Origin of the sequence: Thermogemmatispora tikiterensis (genome assembly GCF_003268475.1) — a bacterium.
Classification (GTDB): domain Bacteria; phylum Chloroflexota; class Ktedonobacteria; order Ktedonobacterales; family Ktedonobacteraceae; genus Thermogemmatispora; species Thermogemmatispora tikiterensis.
In genome coordinates this window covers 2,549,521-2,555,996 of sequence record NZ_MCIF01000002.1, presented here as the reverse complement: position 1 = coordinate 2,555,996, position 6,476 = coordinate 2,549,521, and the positions used below count along the sequence as shown (strand labels likewise).

Annotated in this window: 7 protein-coding genes and 1 pseudogene; 5 read left to right on the top strand and 3 right to left on the bottom strand. The window is 63.8% G+C overall.

The genetic code is table 11. The features are described 5' to 3' along the window. From A4R35_RS10395 to A4R35_RS10365, 5 genes and pseudogenes are all read left to right on the top strand, one after another. A pseudogene (locus A4R35_RS10395) lies at window positions 1-186 on the top strand (hypothetical protein); the annotation flags it as partial. A 258-nt stretch (window positions 187-444) separates the two neighbouring features. Beyond that, the gene (locus A4R35_RS10390; protein ID WP_112429079.1) at window positions 445-756 is read left to right on the top strand and encodes a hypothetical protein; all 312 of its coding nucleotides are present in this window, start codon (window positions 445-447) and stop codon (window positions 754-756) included. Between the two features lie 316 nt (window positions 757-1,072). Continuing rightward, on the top strand, window positions 1,073-1,411 hold the full coding sequence (locus tag A4R35_RS10380; RefSeq protein ID WP_112429075.1) for an ArsR/SmtB family transcription factor: 339 nt from the start codon (window positions 1,073-1,075) through the stop codon (window positions 1,409-1,411). 1,089 nt (window positions 1,412-2,500) lie between these two features. After that, on the top strand, window positions 2,501-3,493 hold the full coding sequence (locus A4R35_RS10370; RefSeq protein ID WP_112429071.1) for a hypothetical protein: 993 nt from the start codon (window positions 2,501-2,503) through the stop codon (window positions 3,491-3,493). A 76-nt stretch (window positions 3,494-3,569) separates the two neighbouring features. After that, window positions 3,570-4,091, top strand: coding sequence for a hypothetical protein (locus A4R35_RS10365; protein ID WP_112429069.1), 522 nt, complete (start codon window positions 3,570-3,572; stop codon window positions 4,089-4,091). Window positions 4,092-4,343: 252 nt separating this feature from the next. On the opposite strand, the gene A4R35_RS10360 is transcribed toward A4R35_RS10365, so the two are convergent. The 3 genes from A4R35_RS10360 to A4R35_RS23915 all read right to left on the bottom strand — a co-directional run. Beyond that, window positions 4,344-4,868, bottom strand: coding sequence for a hypothetical protein (locus A4R35_RS10360; protein ID WP_146747180.1), 525 nt, complete (start codon window positions 4,866-4,868; stop codon window positions 4,344-4,346). A gap of 381 nt (window positions 4,869-5,249) precedes the next feature. After that, entirely contained in the window at window positions 5,250-5,519 is a 270-nt protein-coding gene (locus A4R35_RS10355; protein WP_112429065.1) for a hypothetical protein, read from the bottom strand. Window positions 5,520-5,944: 425 nt separating this feature from the next. Next, window positions 5,945-6,476: hypothetical protein (locus tag A4R35_RS23915; protein WP_189361639.1), on the bottom strand; the 532-nt coding region annotated here is incomplete at its 5' end.

Genomic DNA, 6,476 nt, shown 5'->3' with positions numbered 1-6,476 from the left:
TGTTGTAACATCAGCTACCTCCGCGAGGTGCTCGAGGCGCTATCCTACCCCCAGGTGGAGAAGGTGGCCATCGAGTGGACCACGCCTGTGCGCCCCATCGTACTGCGTCCCGTCGCTTCCTGCGAGGCCGCCTACCTGATCATGCCCATGACGTCACAGGGACAAAAGCCGCCTCCTTCGCACTGACCCGCGTCGCTGTTCGCCCCCTCTCTCCTCGGACCCGCGCTGCTCCCACCCGCACCGAAGTGGAGCAGCGCGGGTCTCCAGCCCTTTCCTGGAGAAGAGGACCGGCCTCATCCAGAAAGGAGCCCTGCTCTGGAGAGGAATGCGCAGCGTGACGGAGGCCGAGGCGTCCTGAAGTCGCCTGGCAAGCGCTGCCTGGCGAAGAGCGCTTGTTTGAGACCCAATCAAACAAGCAAGCAAACAAGAAAGGAGAAGCAAAGGATGGAGCAAAATCAGCCAAAATGGCCTGGTGTGGCAGCAATTGTGGGGGATGCGGACCTCTACTGCGTCTCCTGTGCTCTCAAGCGGTATGGCCCTGGCATTCAGGACCTGGTGGAGGACAGGGACAGTGCTCGTGCACTCGTTGATAACGAAGGCAACCCTCTCGGGGTTGTGCTTCGCTTCAGTGAGGACCTCCACGCCCAGTACTGCGGCGACTGTCACACGCGGCTCTGTGACGACGATTGCTGCTGCTACCAGGCTGAAGCGGCTTGGGACAGCCAGCAGGATGAAGAGGGGGAAGAAGAGGGCTGACGCTCCTGAACACACACATGGAGCGCTGCTCACGAATCCGCCCTGGCCTGGTGACGGTCCTGGGCTTGCTCCGGGAAGTGGACCCCGTGAGCACCTTCTGCGCTGCTCTTCACTCCCAGCGCAGTGCGCTTGTCCCCCAGCTGCTGACTAGGCCCGAGCGCACCACGTGCGCTCTCGATACCAGCGTCTGGGCTGATTCGATCAGATGCGCGATCATCCAGTCCGACTCGCACGGGATGCCTCACCACCCGACTCCTCTCGCGCGGGCCCGGCGTTCTCAACGAGACTCTCTCCTGAACCAGAAAGGATCATCCTGATGAAAGCATCAACACGCCCAATGAATCATGAGGCCCTGTCTTCTTTCATGCCGCCATTGTCTGAGGAAGAGGCCCAGGAGCAGGCTCGCCTGCTCAAGGCGCTGGCGGACCCGCAGCGGCTGCGTCTGCTGAGTCTGCTGCGGCAGCACGGGGGGGTGATCTGCGTCTTGGAGCTGGCACGCGCCTGCACCCTTGGGCAGTCGACCATTTCTCACCACCTGCGCCTCCTCCGCGAGGCCGGGCTGGTGGACTGCCACAAGCAGGGGCTGTGGGCCTACTACTACGTGAAGCGCGAGGCGCTCGAACGGGCTGGGAAGATCATTGCGGGACTCTCCTGACTCCTGGGGTCTCGTGTGACCATCCCCTGCCCCATCCAGGCTTCCCGGCGAACCGGCGGAGCCCGCCTGGCGAGAGCCTGGGTGCGTCAGCGTCGCTGAGACGGAAAGGAAGAGGCGAGAGAGGGAAGAGCCCATCGCCGTGGTTGGAGGGCCACGGATGTGCAGAGAGAGGCGATCGCAGGAGAGCAGTGCCATGTCCCTTCTGCCGCCTGGTGGCTGTGCGAGACAGACTCCGAAGGAGCACTGTCTCCCCTCTCTCTCCTGCTTCCCTCTTCCTGAGAGAGGACGCTCTTGAACGTTCCCTGGGACGACCAGGCCCCAGGGAGGCGACCTGGAAGACCTGGAGGAGCACAACGATGCACGGCCCATCATCCTGGTCCTATCAGACCCATCAGCACCTGCTTCTCGTGGAATCGCTGGAAACCCTCCTACTGGCGGCAGCACCCGCAGGGGCCTGCTTTGCGAACGCCCTGTGGGTGCTCCGGTCCTCACAGCGCTCTGACCTGCGCTATGGAGAAGGATGGTATGTCGTCCTGATCCAGGAGGAAGCGCCTCACCCCCAGCCCGGGTCGCTATCGGTCTCCGTGAGCCCGCAAGGCTGGTTGGAAATAGCAAGCGACCAGCTGACAGGGATCATAGATCCGACGCTAGCTCAAGCGATCCTGATGCATCCCATGCCTGTGCGAGTGCTCTACTTCCCAGTGGTCAGCTATCGCCGATCCGAGGTAGAGCAGGCGCTGACGCAGGCTAAGGAACTCCTGCTGATCGTAACGGATGGTCGAGAAGCAACACTAAGCAGTTATCGGGCGGCGTATAGCTGCAGTCGTCTAATTGGCTGCGAGCGTGTTACCCTGCGAACACCCAGGGCAGGCTGGTTCCATGTCCGCTGTAGCTCAAGCCATCACAGCCAAGTGGCTCCGGCTTCCTCCACTGAGCCTGCCGGACGAACAAGGGCATCTGGACCCAGCAGCTGCAAGGGGGAACTGGTAGCATGGTGAGTCATCAACCTGATCGCTGGCGATCCCTTCGTGCTGCTGTGCCCGAGGCCGCCTGACCAGCCGGGCAAGAGCACTCGTGAAAGGAGCTGTCATGGACCATGACCTCGATCTGGCTGCCCTGGCGCGGGCAGCGTTCTTCCAACATCAACAGGAAGCTCTGGAGCGCCAGCGAGCGACACAGGCTCAACGAGAGCAAGAGGCGAGTCAGCAGATGGCGTCTCTGGTTCAGGAGGCGCAGGCGGATCTGCCTCGCCTGGCACCGTTGTTAAAGCCTGGCTTGAGCTCCTTCTGGCATACACCAGTGCTTCGCTTCTCAGGGCCTCCCTTCGAAGCCTTTCTCTGCCCGGCCTGCCAGGTAGAACTCCGCCGATGGAGCCTGGGGTGGGAATGTCGCTTCGTGTGCCACTGTACGGGGCCTGGAGATCGCGAGCTGATCGTCACTGTTCGCCGAGACGATGGCCAGGGAGAAACCATCCTGCTGGCGGCCTTGGAGCAATGGCGTCAGCGCCGGCAAGACTGGCACGGGCTCCAACAGCAGCGGGAACAAGAACGGAAACACGAGCAAGAGAAGGCTCGCCAGCAGGACCGTCTCTGTCGCCAGCTGCTCGCTCAGCGCCTTCGGTCAGCCAGGCGCCAGCGCTGGCTCTGGCCGGCTCGCATCTCGATCACCTTCTACCAGGTCAGCTATGTGTCTGGGCGTGATGAAGGAGGACTGCCGGTGCGGCAGGAGGCCTGGTGCCAGGTCGACCGGCTGGATGAAGCGGGCTACCTGATCGTCTGGCCCGCTTCATCATGGCAGGCGCCCCGCGCCATCAAACTCGACCCGCAGGTGCATCTGCCGATCTGGGAGCGGTTCACCTGCTCCTCTCAGGAGGAGCTGCCTTTGGACCTCCTCGAGGAGGAAGAGTTGGTGGAGCCGACGATTGAGCTGGTGCCTCGGGAGCAAGCACTGGTGACCCGCCGCGGCTTCCAGCTCCGCCGGGTCTCAGAGACCTTTTCGCCCTGGACCAGGCGTTTGTGGACCCGACCGGTTGCCTGGGTGCGCACCCTGGTGGAAGCAGCAGCCCGCCAGGAAGGCCAGTGACCCCCAGGCGGGGTCCCACGAGAAGCGGATCTGGCCAGCTTCTGTGCTATACTAAGAAGAAAGGAAGGAACGAGCGATGCCTCTGGAAGCGTGGCCACCGTACCAGGGGTGGCCAAACCGTCCCACCTGGGACGTGTTCACCACACTGACGGATGAGGAGACCAGACAACCGCTCGAAGCGCTGGCGCCTGACGCATTCCGGCTCCGGCAGTGGCTGGAAGAACACGTGCAGCGCTTCCTCAAGGGGCAGGAGACGCCACGGCCTGTGGAACTCCTGCTCACTCACTGGGCCACTGACCCTGCAAGGCGCATTGATTGGAGTCGCGTGGCAGCGGCCCAGAGAGAGGGGGCTGACTGCTCCTTGACGCCCCTGGAGGCAGCCGCAGGAGAGGCGCTCCGCCCGATTGAGCAAGGGCTGCCCTCAGATCCCTCGCTCTCTCTGGCACTCTGGTGGGACGGTCTGGCCCGCCGCTGGGCTGAGCAGCCCGAGCTGCGGCTGCGGCCCAGTCCACTGGGAGCACTGGCCCGGTGCATCATCGACAGCTCTCTCCAGGCGATCGACTGGCAACGCCTGGCGCAGGCGCTGCGTGGGGAATAGCAAGCCAGGACCCCCTCACGGAGGACACTGCCGTCCGAGTCAGGCCCTGGACCCGGGCGGCACGGCGACAGCAAGGAAAAGCACAGTGGCCTGATCCAACTGGATGACGAAGCGATGAGAGACAGGGAGGCGGCCTGCGGCGATGGAGGCCAACTCCCCTGTCCACCCTGTCCAGCCGCCTCTCCTGCGGTGGGTGTCGAGGCTTTTTTTTATTTTTGGGAGGCGACGTGATCAGCAGAGGAACCAGAGCTGTCACAGGAGAGGATCGACCAGGCAGAGGAGAGGATCGACCAAGCGGAGAACGCTCTCCTTCTGCTCATCAGCTCCACCCTTCGTGAGTATGACCCACTGTACCTGGAACTCCGAAGTCAAGATCGCCGTGAGGACCACCAATTCCAACCAGAGGTGGCAGTGACCCTGGTGTGGACAGACCAGGACGAGGAGCTGTACTGAGTCTCGCTTCAGTGTCTTGACCAGCTCAGCGATCGCAATCTCGCTGGGCAATTGATCGAGCCTGCTCCAGTCTGAGGAGGGACTGTCTGACCAGGGACGGTGCGGGATCAAGTGGCAATCGACGAGCAGGCTGGTAGTTGAGTGGATCAGCTGAGAGAGCGCTCCTTGATGGAGCAACTCCTGATCGTCTAGGGGGAGGAGGAACACGAGCTTGCTCCTGAGCTGGGCCATCCGCCGCCTCTCCCGCCGGATGGCCCGCACCTTGGACCCAAAGATGGTGGGCGGCACGACCCAGATCCGCGCAGGCCCGAATCGCTCGGTCATCCTCAGCTGGTCCCTACGGAGGGGCATGATGACTGCCCACTCCTGAGGCTGACGCTCTAAGTCGTCTTCCAGCTGGAGCAGAAATCCGTGCCAGGCTGGCTCTCTTGTGGGCATCAAAACCCAGCAGTGGCAGCTGCTGTCTCGAATCGCTTCCAAGAGGTCCTTCCAGGACCCTTCTTGTATCTGCTCGTACGTGTCGCCGAACCATGCCCAGCGCTTTCGTCGAAACGTCACCAACAGGCTCATTTGCTCTTCTTTCTGCTCACAAGAGCACTGGTGCAAAGGGAGATGTAAAGTGTTTCACTCCATTTCACTCCGATACGGGCTGCTTCGCTCATGCTGACGGTACTTCCTCGAGAGTAGCATCAGGAGCGGCATCTGTCAAGCCGCTTCGATGATCCCCAAAAAAATGGTGCGGGCACGCCGTGCGAGCGGGAGAGCATCCTGAGATTGGCCCTGCATCCGCAGCGTGCGCTCCGCCCTGATCCAGGTCGCAACCTGCAGCGCGTGAGGCAGCCACTGCTCCCGCAGGGGCCCGTGCACCCACGCCTCCCCAGGAAAGGCCTGCACCAGCGCCTCAATCACCAGCTGCTTCCAGTCCCGCGGCTCCTGCAAGGAGAGGGAGTCCCGGAGGATTGCCTGCCGTTGCATCGGCTCCTGCAGGCGACCGCTCTGAGGGGTAGGACTGAGCAGCGAATGGTCAACAGGGTCTGGATGGCGACATTGAAGACGAAGGCGAACCGGTCAGCCGCCGTCGCCGCGAGCAGAGCTTCTGGGAGAGGATCAGGCGCCAGGAAGGCGCAGAAGTGCGGCGGGTCGACCGCCTCCGGGTGGCGCTCCAAGACCTGCGAGCAGGAGAGGTTCCAGGTGGGAACCACGGGTGTAGGGTGCGCGCTGCCCAGGGGGTCGCGGTACCCCTCGCGCCGGTCACGGGGATCGGTCTGCTCCAGGGCTGCATCAGGAGAGAGGCAGGCCAGGGCAAGCGGCTGGGGCACCCCCAGAGTAGCCAGCCGGCTTCCTCCGGGGAGGCCAGCCCGTCCAGGAGTCGGGCCTTGGGAAGCACCAGCGAGCGGCGATCACGTCTCGGGGGATGGGCCTCCTGCTGCTCCAGGATGGTCTGCCGTCAGCCGCTGGAGGCCGGCCTGCCAGGCAGCGGCGGCCTCCGTCCCCGGCCCACTGATCCGCTGGAGGAGCTGGAGCAGGTCCTGATCCTGCTGCACGGCCTGCAGCGCCCGACGTCGCTCCTCGGGGGAGGGCCAGGGCCAGGCCGCCAGCTCGCTGAGGAGCTGGGACGGCGGGTCCCCCAGCAGCAGCCGGTGCAGGCACCAGTCCTGCACGGCGCCGACGCGTTCCGCCTCACGCCCTTCGCGCGCCTGCTGAAGCCAGAACGCTGCCAGCCAGCGTTGCACCTCTCCCCAGCGCGCCGGGTCCTCCCCTTGCCAGAGGAGGAGGAGCAGGTGGCGGACGGGGGCGACCACGGCGTAGCCGGCACGCTCGGGCTGCCAGCGGAGCGTGTGGGTGCGAACGCTCAGGCGCTGCGGCAGCAGGAAATAGTGAAAGGGGTGCGCCTGAGTCAGCTCTGGAGCGAACTGCTCAAGTACATTTTGC

Excerpts from the sequence above, each read along its gene's own strand:
- A4R35_RS10390 (WP_112429079.1), top strand. The coding sequence starts at position 445 with ATGGAGCAAAATCAGCCAAAATGGCCTGGTGTGGCAGCAATTGTGGGG.
- A4R35_RS10380 (WP_112429075.1), top strand. The coding sequence starts at position 1,073 with ATGAAAGCATCAACACGCCCAATGAATCATGAGGCCCTGTCTTCTTTC.
- A4R35_RS10360 (WP_146747180.1), bottom strand. The coding sequence starts at position 4,868 with ATGACCGAGCGATTCGGGCCTGCGCGGATCTGGGTCGTGCCGCCCACC.
- A4R35_RS10355 (WP_112429065.1), bottom strand. The coding sequence starts at position 5,519 with ATGCAACGGCAGGCAATCCTCCGGGACTCCCTCTCCTTGCAGGAGCCG.
- A4R35_RS10370 (WP_112429071.1), top strand. The coding sequence starts at position 2,501 with ATGGACCATGACCTCGATCTGGCTGCCCTGGCGCGGGCAGCGTTCTTC.
- A4R35_RS10365 (WP_112429069.1), top strand. The coding sequence starts at position 3,570 with ATGCCTCTGGAAGCGTGGCCACCGTACCAGGGGTGGCCAAACCGTCCC.